General features: G+C 71.4%; 16 protein-coding genes and 1 tRNA gene. 11 read left to right on the top strand and 6 right to left on the bottom strand.

Features of this window, described 5'->3' with window-relative positions; all coding sequences use genetic code 11:
• Nucleotides 1-11: 11 nt before the first annotated feature.
• Both ABGA98_RS30470 and ABGA98_RS30465 read left to right on the top strand, forming a co-directional pair.
• Nucleotides 12-1,388 carry an L-serine ammonia-lyase gene (locus tag ABGA98_RS30470; protein ID WP_347621845.1) on the top strand — a complete coding sequence of 459 codons (1,377 nt, stop codon included), beginning with the start codon at nucleotides 12-14 and terminating at the stop codon, nucleotides 1,386-1,388.
• 48 nt (nucleotides 1,389-1,436) lie between these two features.
• Nucleotides 1,437-1,697, top strand: a complete 261-nt coding sequence (locus ABGA98_RS30465; protein WP_347621844.1) for a type II toxin-antitoxin system prevent-host-death family antitoxin — start codon at nucleotides 1,437-1,439, stop codon at nucleotides 1,695-1,697.
• Between the two features lie 91 nt (nucleotides 1,698-1,788).
• On the opposite strand, the gene ABGA98_RS30460 is transcribed toward ABGA98_RS30465, so the two are convergent.
• The 3 genes from ABGA98_RS30460 to ABGA98_RS30450 all read right to left on the bottom strand — a co-directional run bounded on the left by ABGA98_RS30460 (nucleotide 1,789) and on the right by ABGA98_RS30450 (nucleotide 3,849).
• Nucleotides 1,789-1,871 (bottom strand) — tRNA-Leu (locus ABGA98_RS30460).
• Nucleotides 1,872-2,003: 132 nt separating this feature from the next.
• Nucleotides 2,004-2,477 (bottom strand): thioredoxin-dependent thiol peroxidase, encoded by a 474-nt coding sequence (gene bcp, locus ABGA98_RS30455; RefSeq protein ID WP_347621843.1) that lies wholly within the window; start codon nucleotides 2,475-2,477, stop codon nucleotides 2,004-2,006.
• A 187-nt stretch (nucleotides 2,478-2,664) separates the two neighbouring features.
• Nucleotides 2,665-3,849 carry a transposase gene (locus ABGA98_RS30450; protein ID WP_347621842.1) on the bottom strand — a complete coding sequence of 395 codons (1,185 nt, stop codon included), beginning with the start codon at nucleotides 3,847-3,849 and terminating at the stop codon, nucleotides 2,665-2,667.
• A gap of 180 nt (nucleotides 3,850-4,029) precedes the next feature.
• On the opposite strand from ABGA98_RS30450, the gene ABGA98_RS30445 reads away from it, so the two are divergent.
• Nucleotides 4,030-4,365, top strand: coding sequence for a DUF3618 domain-containing protein (locus ABGA98_RS30445; protein WP_347621841.1), 336 nt, complete (start codon nucleotides 4,030-4,032; stop codon nucleotides 4,363-4,365).
• Nucleotides 4,366-4,412: 47 nt separating this feature from the next.
• Here the strand turns inward: ABGA98_RS30445 and ABGA98_RS30440 are convergent, their stop codons facing one another.
• Entirely contained in the window at nucleotides 4,413-5,609 is a 1,197-nt protein-coding gene (locus tag ABGA98_RS30440; protein WP_347621840.1) for an amino acid deaminase/aldolase, read from the bottom strand.
• Nucleotides 5,610-5,746: 137 nt separating this feature from the next.
• On the opposite strand from ABGA98_RS30440, the gene ABGA98_RS30435 reads away from it, so the two are divergent.
• The 8 genes from ABGA98_RS30435 to ABGA98_RS30400 all read left to right on the top strand — a co-directional run bounded on the left by ABGA98_RS30435 (nucleotide 5,747) and on the right by ABGA98_RS30400 (nucleotide 15,642).
• On the top strand, nucleotides 5,747-6,346 hold the full coding sequence (locus ABGA98_RS30435; RefSeq protein WP_347621839.1) for a DUF6286 domain-containing protein: 600 nt from the start codon (nucleotides 5,747-5,749) through the stop codon (nucleotides 6,344-6,346).
• Nucleotides 6,346-6,840 carry a hypothetical protein gene (locus ABGA98_RS30430; protein ID WP_347621838.1) on the top strand — a complete coding sequence of 165 codons (495 nt, stop codon included), beginning with the start codon at nucleotides 6,346-6,348 and terminating at the stop codon, nucleotides 6,838-6,840. Before ABGA98_RS30435 ends, ABGA98_RS30430 begins: the two co-directional genes overlap by 1 nt.
• A gap of 237 nt (nucleotides 6,841-7,077) precedes the next feature.
• On the top strand, nucleotides 7,078-8,265 hold the full coding sequence (locus ABGA98_RS30425) for a sensor histidine kinase (protein WP_347621837.1): 1,188 nt from the start codon (nucleotides 7,078-7,080) through the stop codon (nucleotides 8,263-8,265).
• The gene (locus tag ABGA98_RS30420; RefSeq protein WP_347621836.1) at nucleotides 8,262-8,912 is read left to right on the top strand and encodes a response regulator transcription factor; all 651 of its coding nucleotides are present in this window, start codon (nucleotides 8,262-8,264) and stop codon (nucleotides 8,910-8,912) included. Before ABGA98_RS30425 ends, ABGA98_RS30420 begins: the two co-directional genes overlap by 4 nt.
• A gap of 115 nt (nucleotides 8,913-9,027) precedes the next feature.
• Nucleotides 9,028-9,774, top strand: a complete 747-nt coding sequence (locus ABGA98_RS30415; RefSeq protein WP_347621835.1) for an ABC transporter ATP-binding protein — start codon at nucleotides 9,028-9,030, stop codon at nucleotides 9,772-9,774.
• Nucleotide 9,775: 1 nt separating this feature from the next.
• Entirely contained in the window at nucleotides 9,776-12,265 is a 2,490-nt protein-coding gene (locus ABGA98_RS30410; RefSeq protein ID WP_347621834.1) for an FtsX-like permease family protein, read from the top strand.
• 198 nt (nucleotides 12,266-12,463) lie between these two features.
• Entirely contained in the window at nucleotides 12,464-13,405 is a 942-nt protein-coding gene (locus tag ABGA98_RS30405; RefSeq protein ID WP_347621833.1) for an ATP-binding cassette domain-containing protein, read from the top strand.
• A complete protein-coding gene (locus ABGA98_RS30400) occupies nucleotides 13,402-15,642 on the top strand; it encodes an alpha/beta fold hydrolase (RefSeq protein WP_347621832.1) in 2,241 nt (746 codons plus the stop codon). The genes ABGA98_RS30405 and ABGA98_RS30400 overlap by 4 nt, the downstream gene beginning before the upstream one ends.
• A 14-nt stretch (nucleotides 15,643-15,656) precedes the next feature.
• Here ABGA98_RS30400 and ABGA98_RS30395 read toward each other — a convergent pair whose 3' ends face one another.
• Together ABGA98_RS30395 and ABGA98_RS30390 are read right to left on the bottom strand one after the other, a co-directional pair.
• A complete protein-coding gene (locus tag ABGA98_RS30395) occupies nucleotides 15,657-15,926 on the bottom strand; it encodes a hypothetical protein (protein ID WP_347621831.1) in 270 nt (89 codons plus the stop codon).
• Nucleotides 15,923-17,044 carry a toxin glutamine deamidase domain-containing protein gene (locus ABGA98_RS30390; RefSeq protein ID WP_347621830.1) on the bottom strand — a complete coding sequence of 374 codons (1,122 nt, stop codon included), beginning with the start codon at nucleotides 17,042-17,044 and terminating at the stop codon, nucleotides 15,923-15,925. Before ABGA98_RS30390 ends, ABGA98_RS30395 begins: the two co-directional genes overlap by 4 nt.
• Nucleotides 17,045-17,121 lie beyond the last annotated feature (77 nt).

Below are 17,121 nucleotides of genomic sequence, written 5' to 3'. Positions count from 1 at the left end.
GCGCGTCATCAATGGCGATCAGCGTCTTCGATCTCTTCAAGATCGGCATCGGGCCGTCGAGCTCCCACACGGGAGGCCCGATGGCCGCGGCCCACAAGTTCGCCCGCGGCCTGCACGAGGACGGCCTGCTGCCGCGCGTGGCCCGGGTGGAGGCCATCCTGTACGGCTCGCTCGGCCTGACCGGAAAGGGCCACGGCAGCGACAAGGCGGTCCTGCTGGGCCTGTCCGGCGAGAAGCCCGAACTGGTCGACGTGGACACCATCGAAGGGCGCCTGGCCGAGATGCGCGAGTCGGGCGGCGTCCGGCTGTACGGCACGCACGAGATCCCCTTCGTCGTCGGCCAGGACCTCGTCTTCGAGCGCAAGATCTCGCTGCCCGAGCACCCGAACGGCATGCGCTTCACCGCCTACGACGCGGCGGGTGAGCGGCTCAGGGAGAAGGTCTACTTCTCGGTCGGCGGCGGCTTCGTCGTGGACGAGAAGGCCACCGGCGCCGACCGCATCAAGCCGGACGACACCGTCCTGCCCTACCCCTTCACCACCGGGGAAGAGCTGCTCAAGCACTGCACGAACACCGGTCTGTCGATGTCCGCGCTCATGCTGGAGAACGAGAAGGCGTTCGGGCGCACCGAGGAGGAGGTCCGCGCGGAGCTGCTGCACCTCTGGCAGGTGATGTCGGAGTGCGTGCGCCGGGGCATCTCGAAGGAGGGCGTCCTGCCCGGCGGGCTCAAGGTCAGGCGCCGCGCCAACCAGCTGCACCGCCGCCTGCAGTCCGAGCCGGCCGAGAAGGACCCGCTGCAGGCCATGGACTGGGTGACGTTGTTCGCGCTGGCGGTCAACGAGGAGAACGCCGCCGGCGGCCGCATCGTCACCGCCCCCACCAACGGGGCCGCCGGCATCATTCCGGCGGTCCTGACGTACTACACCCGCTTCGTGCCCCACGCGGACGAGGACGGCGTGGTCCGCTTCCTGCTCACGGCCGGCGCGATCGGCGTGCTGTTCAAGGAGAACGCCTCGATCTCGGGCGCCGAGGTGGGCTGCCAGGGCGAGGTCGGCTCCGCCTGCTCCATGGCCTCGGCAGGCCTCACGGAGGCGCTCGGAGGCACCCCGGAGCAGGTCGAGAACGCCGCCGAGATCGGCATCGAGCACAACCTGGGGCTGACCTGCGACCCGATCGGCGGGCTGGTGCAGATCCCGTGCATCGAGCGGAACGCGGTCGCCTCCAACAAGGCCATCACGGCGGCCAGGATCGCCCTGCGCGGCGACGGCCGCCACTTCGTGGCCCTGGACAAGGCGATCAAGACGATGCGCGACACCGGCCGCGACATGCTCGACAAGTACAAGGAGACCTCACGCGGCGGCCTGGCCGTCAACGTGATCGAGTGCTGACCACCATCGAGTGGTTCCATAACGTTGTACGACTCGACAGGAGGAGACGTGTCCATCACCGCCGGCGAGGCGCGACGTCGCCTCCTTCCGCTCATCGAAGAGGTCAACAACGACCGCACTGCCGTGGAAATCGTCTCCAAGAGCGGCAACGCCTACCTCGTGGCTGCGGAGGAATACGAAGCACTCCAGGAGACGGCATATCTGCTCCGCTCCCCCGCCAACGCACGCCGGCTGATGGGGTCTTATCACGAGGCGGTCACAAGTCGCCACGAGCCGCACGAACTGCTGGACGACGAGGCAACCCGGTGAAGGTGGCGTTGCAGGCCCGCTACCACTACGACTAGAGGGCACGTGGATGACGATTGTCGCGTTGGTCGAAAATGCCGGGCCAGTTCGCTTGTGCGGGCGGGGGGATTCGAACCCCCACGGTGTCTCCACCAACAAGACCTAAACCTGCCGCGTATGCCATTTCGCCACGCCCGCGTAGTCCCCGCCGAAAGCGGGCTTCAGACAGTTTAGCGCTCTGGGTGAGGACGACGCGCATCCGTGATGAACGCCGGCCGGAGAAGGGCAGGGGAACGGCACGGGCCCTTTCCGCAGGGCCCGCGAACCGGCTCAGGCCAGGCCCAGCTTCTTCTTCAACGAGGCCACGTGCCCCGTCGCCTTCACGTTGTAGAGCGCCTGCTCCACCTTCCCGTCGCCGTCGATGACGAACGTCGAGCGGATGACCCCCACGATCTCCTTGCCGTACAACTTCTTGGGGCCATAGGCGGCGTACGCCTTGTGCACGACGAGGTCGGGATCGGAGAGCAGCGGGAAGGTCAGCGCGTCACGCTCGACGAACTTGGCCAGCTTTTCCGGTTTGTCCTTCGACACGCCGAGGACCACGAAACCCTCGGCGGTCAACTGGCTGAGGTTGTCACGGAAATCGCAGGCCTGCTTGGTGCAGCCGGGCGTCATCGCGGCGGGGTAGAAATAGAGGATCACCCGCTTGCCGCGGTGGTCGCCGAGGCAAACGGTGGTTCCGTCGGCGGCGGGTAGCACGAACTCGGGCGCAGCGTCGCCGGGCGCGAGCTTGGTCTCTGTCATGGGCCCTCCTCGGTTCTTCCCGCAAACCTACCGGCCTGGCCACCGTGCCGTACGGCCCGCCGACCTGACAGACTGATCACGACCACTACGGCCGCAGCCCGCACGGCACACGAAACGGCCGCGACCACGCGTACGGCCGGAAGGAGACGCCGTGACTCCTCCGCTCCCTGAAGGAAGCGGCTTCTCGCTAAGCCGCTTGCGCAGCCTGGCGAAGGGCAAGCCCTGCCCTCAAGATGTTGACCGCCGCATTCACGTCGGCGTGCGCGGCATGCCCGCACGCCGTACAGGCGAACCCGGCTTGGGTGAGGCGGTTGTCCTTCGCGCTGTGCCCGCAGCGGGCGCAGGTGCGGGAGGTGCCGGCGGGGTTCACCGCGATCAGCTTGCGACCGGCGCTTTCAGCCTTGTGCGCGAGGATCGTCAGGAACACCCCCCAGCCCGCGTCCAGGATGCTCCGGTTGAGGCCGGACTTGGCGGCGACATTCCGGCCGGGAGCTTCGATCCTGCCGGACGCCGAGCGGGTCATGTTCGCGATCCGCAGGTCCTCGTGCACGATCACGTCATAGGCGCGGACCAGGGCAAGCGCGGCCTTGTGCGCGCCGTCCAGACGTTGCCTGCGCACCTTGGCGTGCAACGCGGCCACGCGGGCCACCGCCTTACGCCGCCGCTTGGACCCCCGCCTCTTCCGGGCCAGAACCCGCTGCGCGGCGGCCAGCCGGTCAGCGGACGCGGCCAGGTGACGGGGGTTGCTCAGATGCTGTCCGTCGCTGGTCGTGACGAGCGACGCCACGCCCATGTCGATCCCCGCGACCGCGCCGGTGACGGGGAAGGACTCGGCGGGCACGTCGTCGCACGACAGGACCACGAACCAGCGGCAGCCCTCGCGCTTGACGCTGATCGTCTTCACCTGGCCGCGCACGGTCCGGTGCCGGTGGACGCGGACGTGCCCGACACCCTGGAGGCGCACGTAGGTCGTGGTGGGGTGGCCGGGCTGGGAGTCCCACCGGCAGCCGTCGCCGTCCTTCGGCCACTCGACCGTGTCGAACCGGCCGCGCCCCTTGAAACGCGGGAAGCCCGGGGTGCGACCCTCGCGGACCCGCTTGAAGAACGCGCGAAACGCCTTGTCGAGCCGTCGCAGGGTGGCCTGCTGGGCGGAGAACGACCAACGCGCCTGCCCGTCCGGGTCGTCGGCGCGGATGTGTTTCAGCTCGGCCGACTGATCGCCGTAGCGGACGCTCACGCCCGCCCTGGCGTAGGCGGTGCGGCGGTGCTCCAGAGCGGCGTTGTAGAGCGTGCGGTGGTCTTCCAGGCACGCCGCCAGTGCCGCCGCCTGCCGGGCGGTGGGGCGCAGCAGGAATCTGAACGACCTGCGCACACCCCACCCCCCATCACGTTCGGTAACGACACCACCACGATATCGGCTGGCGCCGACAAAACCAGGAAGGACATCCGTGATGCGCAGATGTGACAGGTCAGGGCACGATCGGGCCTTGACGGCCCTCCCGCTCCCGATTTTCCCGTTGCCTCAAGGCGACGGTCCCCTCGGGAGGATCTGATGGCTGACACCGATCCCGACGAGTTGGAGCGGCGGATCGCGCGGACGCGCGCCGAGTTGGCGCAGACGGTCGACGCCATTGCCGACCGGGTGAGCCCCAAGCGGGTCGCCGAACGCACGGTGACCGACGTCAAGAGCAGGGCGGGGCACTTCGTGGCGTCCGTGGGCGACGCGCTCGGGGTGGCGCCGCGACCGGCCGGCCACGTCGACGATGCCGAGCGGGCGTGGGACGATGAGCGGCCCGACCTCGGTCCTGTCCTCATCGGGGTCGGGGCGGTGCTGGTCGTGGGGGCGGCCCTCGTGCTCTGGCGCCGCCGGCGGCGGCAGCGCGCCTGACGCTCCGTACACCGGCCGGGCACGCCCGGCGCGCGTGACGCCGGAGGTCAGAGGAAGGTCTTGCCCTCGCCTCTGTACGTCGGCACCGATCCGGCCAGGGTGTCCCCGTCGACGAGGTGGAGCGTGTCGAACCGCTCGCACATCTCGCCCGCCTTGGCGTGCCTGAACCACACCCGGTCGCCGATCCGCAGGTCCTCGGCGGCCTGGCCGAGCAGCGGCGTCTGCACCTCCCCCGCGCCTTCGTCCGGGGAGAAGCGCAGCCCCGCCGGCAGGTAGGGCTGCGGCAGGCGGCTCCTGCCGGCCGCCCCCGAGGCCGGATAGCCGCCCCCGAGAACGGTGACGATGTCCGGAGCCGGGCGGCGTACGACCGGCAGGGCGAAGAGGGCCGCCGGATGGCCGGTGAAGCCGCGGTAGAAGTCGAACAACCTCGGGTGGAAGAGTCCGGATCCCGCCGTCACCTCCGTGACGGCCTTCTCGCGTACGGTGCGCTCGATGGAGCCGGTGCCGCCGCCGTTGACGAATTCGAGGTCGGCGACCCGGCGGACGGCGTTCACGACGCGGCCGCGCCTGACGATGAGCTCCCGGGCGGAGCACGCCTGCATGATTCTGACGGCACGGGTGAGCAGGGCGTTGCCCGGAGCGTCGTCGCCGACTCCGGCGATCTGGGCCTCGTACGCCAGCAGCCCGGCCAGGCGGAGCCCCGGGCGGCGTTCGGCGATGGCGGCGGCCAAGTCGGCGGCCTGCTCGGGCTCGCGGATCGGGGAGCGCAGGGCTCCCGCCCGGAATCTCCCGCCCAGGGCGACGTAGCCGGCGTCGATGTCGAGGCAGATCCGGAGCTCGGCCCGAGGACGCACCCCTTCCACGGCCGCCTCGATGAAGTCGAGGTGCGCGAGCGAGTCGACGGTCACGGTGACGCGCCCGGCCGCGACCGCGTCGCCGGCCAGTTCGGCGAGCGCGTGCCGGTCGGCCGTCGGGTAGGCGACGAGGACGTCCGCGCACCCGTGCCGGGCCAGCCACAGCGCCTCGGGCAGGGTGAAGGCCATGACGCCCTGGAAACCGTCCATGGCCAGGACGCGTTCGAGCAGCGGCCGGCTGCGCAGCGACTTGCTCGCCACCCGGATCGGTTTGCCCGCCGCCCGGCGGACGAGGTCGGCCGCGTTGGCCCGCATGGCCGCCAGGTCGAGGATCGCGAACGGAGGCTCAAGCGCCGCAGTGGCGCGATCATAGCGCTGGCGGGCATCCATACCAGCAGCGTAACGACATATCAGGCAAATGAATATGAGCGGCTTTCATATTAGTCCTCGTCCCCGTAATGATCGGGCAAATCGGCGGCGAGGGCGCGGTTCAGGCCATGCGGCTCCCCTGTACTTCTGTCCTTGTGATGACCACGCTTCAGCAGATACTGCCCGGCGCCGCCGCCACCCCACGGCTCACCGGACTGCGCAGGGCGAACAGGGCACTCAGGCCGGCCCGGACCGTCCCAGGGGCCGTCGTGGCGATCGCACTGACCGCCGGGATGGGCCTGACCACCGCGGAGCTGGTGTCGGGACTGCTCGGTGCGCCGCTCGGCTGGGTGCCGGTGAACGAGGTGGTGGAGCTGGCGGGCAGGACCACGTGGCCGAAGGTGTCCACCGCCGCCCTGGTCGTGGCCGTCGCCGGCGTGCTGATGGTGCTGCTGGCCGTCGTGCCGGGCACGTCCAGGCTGGTCGCGGTGGAGACGTCCGACCCGCTGATCGTCATCGGCATCACCCGCTCGGGCCTGCGCCGTACGCTCGCCGCCGCGGCCCAGCAGGTGGCGGGCGTGGACAAGGCCCGGGTACGCCTCCGCAGGCGCACCATCGAGGTCACCGTCGTGACCGACGCGGAGAGCACCGGGGCGATGCTCAGGCAGGTCGGCACCGCGGTGGGCGACCGGCTGGCGGGCGTGGGCACGCTCGGCACCGGCGAGGTCGTGGTCCGGCTGCGCAGGAAGGAGCTGTGATGCGGCAGTACGCCGGCAACCGGGTCGGGCTGGCCGTCGTGGGCACCGTGCTGGCCGGGCTGGGCGCGTACGCGTGGCTGCGCGGCGAGGGCCGCCTGTCCGAGCTGCCGCCCAAGGCGAAGGTCCTGCCGGCGCAGCTCCACCGGACGCTGGCCGAGGAGCCGTGGAGCATGTGGCTGCTGGCCTTCGCCCTGCTGCTCCTGTCGCTGGTCTCGCTGCGCTGGCTGCTGCTCTGTCTGGGCTGGGGCCGCCGCGGCACGCCCAACGGCACGGGCACCGCCATGTTGTTCGTCGGGCTGAAGAACGTGGAGGGCCTGGGCAAGGCCAAGGTGCGGGTCGGCGATGACGGCCTGCGGATCAGCGTGACCTGCCCGTCGGAGGCGGACATGGGCGCGGTGGTGGGCAAGCTCGACCAGGACATCGTGGGGCGCATCCGGCGCGAGGTCCGCGACGACGAGATGAGCACCGTGGTCAGCCTGCACGTTCGCCGTTAGGAGCGGGGCGGGCCTACTGGGTCGCGCGGCGTTTCCTCACCGCCGCGCGACCCGGGCATCATGATCATGATTCACACGATCTCCCTTTACTCACCCACAAGGGGCGCTCCCGATCACCCAGTATGCCCGGTCGCGCGTAAGCCGAGCGTAAGCGCCTGTGACGTCAGACCTGGGTCGTACTCGCACTTCACCCTTCAGGCTGACCAGGACCCCACTATAGGTACATATCGTGAGGATGTGTTCGGGAGCGTAAAGGCGTGGTCAAGGCGCCACGAGAAGGTGGCCGCCGTCCTGCGGGTGGCGCCGCTCGCCGCGGTGTGCCTGCTGACGTCGATACTGTACGCGAGCCGCGGCACCCCGGACGGCGGCGTCGACCCCGGCGTGATCTGGTACGTGGGCGTCTCCGTGGCGCTGCTCGTGCCGCTCGCGTGGCGCGACAGGCCACGCCTGTCCTTCGCCGTCATCGCCCTCGTCAGCTTCGGCCAGTGGCTGGCGGACCTCGGCCCGGTGCCCGCCAACGTGGCGGTGCTGATCGCCCTCTGGGGCGTGGCCTACCGGTGCTCGTTCCGCTGGGCGCTGGCGGCGCTCCTCGTGGCGGAGGTCGGGGTGCTGCTGGTGCTGATCAACTGGCTGGTGCCCACGTTCGGCATGTTCTTCAGCGGCTCGATCCTCGTGGTGACGATCTGGCTGACCGGCCTGTACGCCAGGACGCGCAGGCACTATCTCGAAGGGCTGGAGGAACGCGCCGAGCGGGCCGAACGCGAGCGGGACCAGCAGGCCAGGATGGTGGCCGGCGCCGAGCGCGCCAGGATCGCCAGGGAGCTGCACGACGTCGTGGCGCACAACGTCAGCGTGATGGTGGTGCAGGCCGACGGGGCGGGCTACGCCCTCGACCACGATCCCGAGCAGGCCCGCCTGGCCGTCACGACCATTTCCAGGACAGGCAGGGCCGCCCTCGCCGAGATGCGCAAACTGGTCGGGGTCCTGCGCGAGAACGAGAGCGCGGCGACCGACTACACCCCGCAGCCCGGCCTGGACGGGTTGGAGAAGATGGTGCGCGAATCGGCCGTGCCCGCCCGGCTGCGCATCGCCGGGAGCCCCGCCGACCTGCCCGAGGGCCAGCAGCTCGCGGTCTACCGCATCGTGCAGGAGGCGCTGACCAACGCGCTCAAACACGGCGGACCCGGCGTGCGGGCGGACGTGGAGATCGACTTCACCGGCCCCGACCTGCTCGTACGCGTGACCGACGACGGCCGGGGCGCGGCGGCGCCCAGGAGCCATGACGGGCACGGCCTGATCGGCATGCGCGAGCGCGCCGGCATGTACGGCGGCGCGGTCTCGGCCGCCCCCCTGCAGGGCGGCGGCTTCGAGGTGCTGGCCCGGTTGCCCATGGCGGAAGCGGCGTACGGGGAGGCGGCCGGGTGATACGCGTGATGCTCGTCGACGACCAGGAGTTGCTGCGGGCCGGGTTCAGGATGGTGCTGGGGGCGCAGCCCGACATCGAGGTCGTGGCGGAGGCCGGCGACGGCGTCACCGCGCTGGAGGTCCTCGAGTCCACCGAGGTCGACGTCGTGCTCATGGACGTGCGCATGCCCCGCATGGACGGCGTCGAGGCCACCCTGCTCATCGAGGGGGCGAAGGTGCTGATCCTCACCACGTTCGACCTCGACGAGTACGCGTTCGCGGCGATCAGGGCGGGCGCCGCCGGGTTCCTGCTGAAGGACGTGCCGCCGGCCGACCTGGTCGACGCCATCAGGCTCGTGCACGCAGGCGACGCCGCGGTCTCGCCGCGCACGTTGCGGCGGATGCTGGACACGTTCGCCGCCCAGCTCCCGAGCCAGGCGCCGGCGGCGGCGGACGACCTGACGCCGCGCGAGCGCGAGGTGCTGCTCATGGTGGCGCGCGGCCTGTCCAACGGGGAGATAGCGGCCGGGCTGGAGGTCGCGGAGGCGACGGTGAAGACGCACCTCGGCCGGGTGCTGGCCAAGCTGGGCCTGCGGGATCGGGCGCAGGTGGTGGTGTACGCGTACGAGGCCGGGCTGGTGGTGCCCTCCCATCGGCCGAAAGGCTGACCGGGGTCATCTGGGGGCGCACCTGAAGTCCCTCCTCAGGGCCCATGGATACCGGAATCTCCGCCCCTAGCGTTGGTCGCGTTCAAGCCCGCGCCCCCAGGGAGAAGGAGTGACGGTGACGCTCACCGAACGCCGAGCCGCGACCGCTGTCGTGGCCACGGAGCTGACCAAGGTGTACGGCCGGGGCGACGCCCGGGTGCACGCCCTGCGCGAGGTGAGCGTGGCCTTCGCCACCGGGGCGTTCACCGCCATCATGGGCCCGTCGGGCTCGGGCAAGTCCACGCTGATGCACTGCCTGGCCGGTCTCGACACGGCCACGTCGGGCACCGTGCACCTCGGCGACGTGGAGCTGACCGGGCTGTCCGACCGGCAGCTCACCCTGCTGCGCCGCGAGAGGATCGGGTTCGTCTTCCAGGCGTTCAACCTGCTGCCGACGCTGACCGCCGAGCAGAACATCCGCCTGCCCCTGGAGATCGCCGCCCGCCAGGCCGATCAGGCGCTGTTCGACCGGGTCATCGAGACCGTCGGGCTGACGGACCGGCTCTCGCACCGGCCGACGGAGCTGTCCGGCGGCCAGCAGCAGCGTGTGGCCGTGGCCAGGGCGCTCATCAGCAAGCCGCAGGTGATCTTCGCCGACGAGCCGACGGGGAACCTGGACTCCCGCGGCGGCGCCGAGATCCTGTCGTTCCTGCGCACGTCGGTGCGCGAGCTAGGCCAGACCATCGTCATGGTCACGCACGATCCGGTCGCGGCGTCGTACGCCGACCGCGTGGTGTTCCTGCGCGACGGCGAGCTGGTCACCGAGATCGCCGCCCCGACGCCGCAGACCGTGCTGGACACGCTCGTGAAGCTGGAGGCGTGAGGTGCTGAAGACGGCTCTGGCCGGGCTACGCGCCCACACGCTCCGGCTGCTGCTCACCTCGCTGGCGATCATGCTGGGCGTGGGGTTCATCGCGGGCACGTTCGTGCTGAACGACACCATCGAGGCGGGTTTCGCCCAGCGGGTCACCGCCGACGCGGGCAAGGTGGACGTCGCCGTCCTGCCCGAGGGCGCCGGCTCCGTGCTGCCCGAGCGCGTGCTGGAGCGGATCCGCGCCCTGGACGGCGTGACGGAGGCGGAGGGCCTGGTCCGCGGCCCCGCGCCGCTGCTCGGCAAGGACGGCAAGACCGTCGGAGACCTGCCCACCACGGCGATCTCGATCGTCACCGGCCCGCTCGACCGCGCCGACATCGTCGCCGGCACCGGGCCCGGCACCGACGACAGGGCCGCCGTGCTCGACGAGAACACCGCCAAGGCCCACGGCTTCCGGCTCGGCGACACCATCACCGTGCTCGACGCCGGCAAGGCCGAGCACCGGTTCAAGCTCGTCGGCCTCCTCGACACCGGCGTGGACCAGGACCTGTCCATCACCGGCGCGGTCGGCTTCACCACGGCCACCGCGCAGCGCATGACGGACGCCAAGGGCTACCGCGAGATCGACGTCGCGGGCACGGCCCCCGGGCTCAAGCAGGCCGTCGCGGAGGCCGTCGGCGGCGCGTACACCGTCAAGACCGGCGACGAGCTGGCCGCCGACCTGGCCCGTGCGGCCGGGGTCGAGACACAGATGTTCACGCTGGGCCTGCTGCTGTTCGGGGCCGTGGCCATGATGGTGGCCGCCCTGGTCATCTACAACACGTTCAACATCCTCGTCGCCCAGCGCACCAGGGAGATGGCGCTGCTGCGGTGCATCGGCGCCACGCGGGGGCAGGTGTTCGGCTCGATCCTGCTGGAGTCGGCCGTCGTGGGCGCGCTCGCCTCCGCGCTGGGCCTGCTGCTCGGGTACGGCCTGGCCGTGCTCACGCTGGCGGTGCTCGCCGCGGTCGACGCCCCGCTGCCCACCGACGCCGCCGTCACGCTCTCACCGGTCACCATGGCGACAGGGCTGGCCGTCGGCCTGGTGGTCACGGTGTGCGCGGCCCTGCTGCCCGCCAGGTCCGCCACCCGCGTACCACCGGTCGCGGCGCTGCGCACCCAGCCCGAGGAGCAGACGTTCCGTGCGGGCCTGCTGCGCGGGCTCTTCGCCGCCTTCTTCCTGGTGGCCGGGATCGGCACCACCGCCGTCGGCGTGTTCGTGCTCGAACCCGGCCGGGAAATCTCGCTGCTCGTCGTGATGGGCGGTGGCACGCTGACGTTCCCGGCCGTACTGATCTTCGGCCCGGTGCTGGTCAGGCCGCTGAGCGCGCTGATCGGCTGGATCCCCGGCAAGCTGTTCGGGGTGCCGGGGCGCCTGGCCGTCGGCAACTCGGGACGCAACCCGAAACGCGCCGCGACCACCACGGCCGCCTTGACGATCGGGGTGACGCTCATGACACTGATCTCAGTGGTCACCGCGTCCACCCGGCTGACGATGACGGCCAAGCTCGACGAGCAGTTCCCCATCGACTACGTCCTGATGGACCAGGAGCGCGACTCCGTCATCCCGAGGTCCATGGCCGAGAGCCTGCGAGGCGCGCCGGAGCTGGCTTCCGTGCTGCAGATCCGGCAGGCCGAAGCCACGATCGACGGCCGGCACGTGATCGCCGGCACGTACCGCGGGCCCGTCGAGCCCAACGCCATCGCCGGCTCCATGACGGGCTTCGGCGCCGGCCGGGTCGCGCTGCGCGACAGCGTGGCCGAGGACCTGGGCGTGCGGGTCGGCGACTCGGTACGACTCAAGACCACGAAGGCCGGTACGGTGCCGCTGAAGGTGGTCGCGCTGCTCGACGGGAACCAGTCGGCGTTGCCGTCGGTCACCGTGGCGGAGAACGCCTTCGACACCTATTTCGGCGTGATGCCCGACGCTCGGGTGATGATCCGCATCGGCGACGGCGTGCCCCCCGACCAGGCGCGCAAGGTCGTCGACGCGGCCGCGGCGCCCTATCCGAGCGTGAAGGTGTCGAGCTCGACAGAAGTGCGCGGCCAGTTCGACGAGACGCTGGAGATGCTCCTCATGATCATCACCGGCCTGCTGGGCCTGGCGATCCTCATCTCGCTGCTGGGCATCGCCAACACCCTGTCGCTGTCGGTACACGAGCGCACCAGGGAGACGGCCCTGCTACGGGCGCTGGGGCTGACCCGGCGGCAGCTGCGCGCGATGGTGTCGGTCGAGGCGCTGGTGCTCGGGCTGATCGGGGCGCTGGTGGGGGTCGTGCTCGGAGGCGTCTTCGGATGGGCCGCGATCAAGGCCATGCTGGACGGCGCCGTCTTCTCGGTGCCGGCGGGACAGATCGCCCTGTTCGTGGTGCTCTCGGGTGTGGCCGGGGTGCTGGCCTCCGTCCTACCCGCCCGCCGCGCCGCCCGCGCGTCAATAACCGGCTCCCTCGCCACCGGCTGACCCCCGGGCCGTCACTGCCCCGGGCGGGACGCTGGTCACGTGCTCAAGGCGGTGGAGCTGGGTCCACCTCCCAGGTGGCGATTTCCCACCCCGGGAGGTGGGCCGGCACCCATGGAGGCCGGCCCTCCGGACCGCGAGGCTGGGCAGGCCCGATCGGAACCTGCCGATCGTGCCCGGCCAAGCCAAGGAGAGCGGGACGTGATCGAAGTGAGGGGACTGAGCATGCGGTACGGCCGCACGCTCGCCGTGGACGACCTGACCTGCACGGTGAAACCAGGGCTGGTGACCGGGTTCCTGGGACCGAACGGCGCCGGCAAGTCCACGACCATGCGGGCCGTACTCGGGCTGGAGGTCCCCGCTTCGGGTGAGGCGCTGGTGAACGGGCGACCGTACGCGTCGCTGCGCCGGCCCATGCGCACGATGGGGGCGCTGCTGGACGCCGGGGCGGTGCACGGCGGCCGCTCGGCCCGCGACCATCTCGGCTGCCTGGCGCGCAGCAACGGCATCGGCCGCGCCCGCGTGACCGCCGTCCTCGATCAGGTCGGCCTGACAGACGTCGCCGGCAAGCGGATCGGCGGGTTCTCCCTCGGCATGAAGCAGCGGCTGGGCATGGCGGCGGCGCTGCTCGGGGACCCGCCGGTGCTGATGTTCGACGAGCCGCTGAACGGACTGGACCCTGAGGGCATCCGCTGGCTCCGCGGCCTGCTGCGCTCGCTGGCGGACGAGGGCCGTACCGTGCTGCTGTCCAGCCACCTGATGAACGAGATGGCACTCACCGCCGAGCACGTCATCGTCATCGGACGGGGCCGACTGATCGCTGACACCGCCATGGACGCCCTGGCCGGGCACTTCAAGGGCGACGTGCTGGTCCGCACGCGTCACCCAGAGCAGCTCACCGCCATCATGCGCACGCACGGGGCGACGGTGGTGGCCGAGGACGACGGCGCCCGGTCCGTTGGCCTGTCCGTCCGTGGCCTGGACGCGGCCGAGATCGGCGTGATGGCGCTGTCCGCGGGGATCGCGCTAATGGAGCTGTCTCCGCGCGACGCGTCCCTGGAGGAGGCGTTCATGCGGCTCACGGAGGACAGCACCGAGTACAGAAGCGAGAGCGGGACCGCTCCGAAGGAGGCCGTGCGATGATCGACGTCATCGCTTCCGAGTGGCTGAAGCTCCGCTCGCTCCGCTCGAACGTCTATGTGCTGGCCTGCTCGGTGGCGGCCGTCCTGGCCTGCGCCGGGATAGCGTTCATGATCGGCCGCGGGTTCGACGACCAGACGTTGGACGAGAAAATGGCCTTCCCCGGCAACGGGGACGGCATCGGCAACGGGATCGCGGTCGCCTACTTCGTGTTCGCCGTGCTGGGTGCGCTGGCGATCACCTCGGAACACAGCACCGGGATGATCCAGACGAGCCTGGTGGCCGTGCCGCGCAGGCGGATGCTCCTGCTGGCCAAGGTGCCGGGCCTGGCCGCGGTCGTGCTGGTGGCGGGCCAGGTTCTGGCGTTCGTCATGCACGCGGCCTCCATGGCGGCGCTCGGCGACCGAGCCGGGCAACTGCTCCGCGAAGGGGTGACGCTGGGCACGCCGCTGTCGGAGCCGGGCGTGCTCGCCTCGGTGATCGTCGCCGGGCTGTCGATGGCCGCGGTCGCGCTGGTCGGGCTCGGCGTCGGGGCCGCCGTCCGCTCCACCCCGGGCGCGCTGGTCGTGCTGACGGTGCTCATCGTGGTGCTGCCGGTGGTGGCCAAGACGCTGCCCATGCCGCTGCGCGCACAGGCCGGCTCCTTCATGATCGAGAACCTGCCGCTCCAGATCGCGGGCGTCGGGGGCGGGATCCTGCCGCCCGCCGCGGCGGCGGGGCTGCTTGTCGCGTACGTGCTCGCCGCGCTGACCGCGGGCGCCACGATGATCACGATGGCCGGGCACCGGATCAAGGTGCTGGCGATCGGCCTGGCCGCGGCCGTCCTGGTCTCGGGTGTGCCTGCCGCCGCGGCGAGTTCGCCGGGCCCCTCATCGAGGCTGGCCTGGGCGGTTTGCGCGGACAAGACCCTCGTCAAGGAGCTGCGCTGCGCCTCGGTCGAGGTGCCCGTGAACTGGGCCGAGCCGTCCGGACGGAAGATCGATCTGACCGTCGGCCTGCTCCCGGCCACCGGCGCCCAGCGCAGGATGGGCACGGTGTTCGCGATCCCCGGCGGGCCGGGCGGCTCGGGCGTGGAGGACCTGAGCAACAACGCGGGCAGCTTCGCCGAACTGCGCGATCGGTTCGACGTGGTCAGCGTCGAGCCCCGCAACACCGTCGACAAGGGCGTGCTGTCGTTCGACTGCCTGTTCTCCGGCCCGTGGATCGCCTTGCCCGCCACCCGCGCCGAGTACGCCGAGCTGGGCAGGCGCAACCGGGCGGCGGCTCAGCGATGCCGCAGCGCCGACCCCGAGTTCTTCGACCACATGGACTCCGCCTCCGTGGCGCGGGACATGGAGGCGATCCGCGTCGCTCTGGGAGAGGAGAAACTGAGCTTCATCGCCAACTCCTACGGAGGCAGACCCGGGATCGAATACTCCCGGCTGTTCCCCGGCCGGGTGCGCGCGATGGTGTTCGACGGCGCGGTCAACCCGTACGCGCACCGTGCGCAGAGCAGGCTCCCCCACGAGAAGTCCTTCACCCGCTTCGCCGCCTGGTGCGCGGCGAACACCACCTGCGCGCTGCACGGCCAGGACGTCGGCGAGGTCTGGAGGGCGCTGGTGGCGCGGGCCGACCGGGTCCCGGTGCCGGTCAGAGGCGAATCGCCGGCGGCCGCCTACAGCGGGTTCGACATCAAGGAGGCCGCCGCCCCCAGCATCATCTCGCCAGGTGAGGAGCCCGACCTCCCCCGATGGACGGAGCTTGCCGAGGCGATCAAGCGGGCCGTCGACGGTGACGCCTCAGGGTTCGCCGACTACGTCCGGCAGGCCAGGAAAAGCCCGAAGGTGCCCTCGTCCACCGGGATGAACATGACCCACTGCCTCGACGGCATCGTCTTCCGCGACTATGAGGAGTACCGGAAGAGGCGCCGCGAAGGTGAGCGCCTGCTGCCCAACATCGCCGGGACCGAGCTCTGGCACCCGCTCGGCTGTGTCGGCTGGCCGACCCCCGTCACCAATCCGCCCGGGCCGCTGCCCGCCGAGGAACTGCCGCCCTACCTGGGTGTCGGCTCCTGGACGGACTACGGCAGGAGCGCGGACATCGTACGGCGGGTACCGGGCTCGGCGGCGGTCCAGTACCAGGGACACGGCCACGGCCTCTACAACGCCGGGAACTCCTGCATCATCGGCCACGTCAACCGCTATCTGATCAGCCTGCGCCTCCCCGCGCAGGGCACCGTGTGCCCCAAGACCGTCACCTGACGGCCGCCCGGGTCTCAGCGGGGTCTGCGGCCGGGCCACAGCTCGGCCACCGTCTCCGGGTCGAGGAGCGGCCGGGCCACCACCTCGCCGGTGGCCCGGTCGATCACGATGCACCCGCCACCCACGACGTCCGGCAGCCTGGCGGGATCGTCGGGGTCGAGATCTCGCACCCACGCGACGTAACCCGCGTCGAACGCGTACACCCCCACCGGCACCGCCGCATCGAGCGGGAGCACCCCGTTGAAGTACTCCTCCGCCAGCGACCTGGCCTGGTCCAGGTTCATCGCGGCCGCCCCTGCCGGTCGAGCACCAGGCAGAACACCCCGGTCACCGTCGTGTACGGCGGCTCGACGGACATGTGCCCCCGTTGCGCGTCGATCCAGATCACCTCGCCGTCGGCGTTGACCGCGTTCCAGGCGTGGGAGCCGCCGCCTGGCCAGCGCACCACGATGACGGCGCTCGCGCCGTGCCCGGCGTCGAGCAGCCGCCGGGCGATCAGCGGGTAGGCGTGCCGCCCTTGCCCCGCGTACTGCAGGCGGTGGCCCGCCCACCGCTCGATCCTGGCCGTGCTTCCCCGCTCGCCGGTCAGCACCGGCCGGCCGATCGTGTCGTACTCGGGCAGCCGGGGCGCTGCCGTCGCGGGCTCGCCGTGCCAGGTGGACAGCACGGCGAGCGCGCAGTCGGCGGCGTTGGAGGCTCTGAACGGGTCGTCGGCGGGCCCGCCGCCGTTGATCAGCCGCACCCAGGTGCCGCGCGGGTCGGGGAAGCGGGCGCCGGGCTGCAGCGACTCGGCGAGGTCCCGCTCGACCTGCGGGTCCGGCCTGGCCAGCCCGCCCGGCACGCCGTACGGCCGGCAGTCGGCGAGCCTGGGCGGCCGCCGCGGCCGATCGAACCAGTCGACCTCCACCGGCTCCGAGACCTCAGCGGGCGCACCGAGGTCCGTGGGCCCTCCCAGCTCCGCGAGCTCCCACTGCTGCCTTGAGCGCGCGGGCCCTTCCGGCTCCCTCAGCGTCCCGGGCCTCACGGGCTCCCTGAGCGCCCCGGCCTCGCTGGACTGCGCGGCCTCCTTCAGCAACCCGGGACCCCTTGACTGCGCCGACTCCCCGGGCCCCCTGGACTGCGCGGGTCCTGCGGGCATCCTGGGCCCACCGGGCTGCGCGGGCCGTCCTGGATCGGGGGTGGTGGGGCTGAGGGGTTGGCCGTCCGGGGCGGCCTGGTGCGCGGGGATGGAGCCGCCGTCAGGGGGCTCCTCGGCGGCCCGCTCGTAGTCGAGCCACCGCACCCCTTCGGCCACCACAGGGTCGTAACGCCCCTCTGGAAGGACCCACCGGACACTCGGCTTGCGCTCGCGGAACACGGCCTGCCTCCTGTCATGCTCGACGACCGATCGTAGAGGCGTCACCACGGCAGGGAGGTGAAGTCAGGCAGATTGACCGCCAGAGTTCCCCTCTCTACCTGGGCAAACAGCGCAAACCCCGA

The organism is Nonomuraea sp. B1E8 (genome assembly GCF_039871515.1).
GTDB lineage: Bacteria > Actinomycetota > Actinomycetes > Streptosporangiales > Streptosporangiaceae > Nonomuraea.
Note: the sequence above shows the minus strand (reverse complement) of the source record. Positions and strands in the feature narration are given on the sequence as shown.